A 570-nucleotide genomic window follows, 5' to 3' on the forward strand; every position below is an offset into this window, starting at 1 on the left:
ATCGCGAAATCGCGAAGAGCGCGCCAATGAAATGAATGGCCTTGGACATGGGTGGCTACTCTTATGCGACCTGACGTTTGAATTCAGCGGCCGCCAATGGCGGTCCGCTGGAATGATGGATTAAACCGCACGCTTGAAAGCAAGCATGGAAACTGCGGCCACAAGAGACAGCTTTGAAAGCAGCGGGAGGTATACCGAAAGAACGTGACCCAAAGGAGCTTCGTCATATTCGACGAAGACCACTGCGCGCCAGATTTCAGCGGGACGACCAACGCCGACCGGCAAAAAGAATAAGTTCCAGAGCAAACCGCTGAGGCCAGCTATGGCGAAGCAAGCACCAGCAAGCCATGAGTGACGAAGCCATACAAACACGGCTAGAGCAAGCCATAAAAGCGGCAAGCCCCAGAGCGATAGCTTCGTGAGTCGATGTGCGATGGAGTCCATGAGGTCTAACGTTGGAGGCCACCGGCACGCAGCAAGCGCTGCGCAGCGGCTATCTGCTGCTGAGTGTCCGCGTGGGCCGAAATGTTAAGCGGCACGATTCACCGCCTGCGACTTAAAGGCAACAAC

1 protein-coding gene is annotated in these 570 nt (G+C 55.6%); it reads right to left on the bottom strand.

All coding sequences use genetic code 11. From position 1 onward, the window contains the following. Positions 1–120: 120 nt before the first annotated feature. Positions 121–444: a hypothetical protein gene (locus AC1DWI_RS25885; RefSeq protein WP_477668942.1), complete on the bottom strand. Its 324-nt coding sequence runs from the start codon at positions 442–444 to the stop codon at positions 121–123. Between the last annotated feature and the right edge of the window lie 126 nt (positions 445–570).

The sequence above is a fragment of the Polaromonas sp. P3_C2 genome (assembly GCF_056402675.1).

What these genes read in the sequence shown, in the direction of transcription:
- AC1DWI_RS25885 (WP_477668942.1), bottom strand. Translation starts at nt 444, where the DNA reads ATGGACTCCATCGCACATCGACTCACGAAGCTATCGCTCTGGGGCTTG.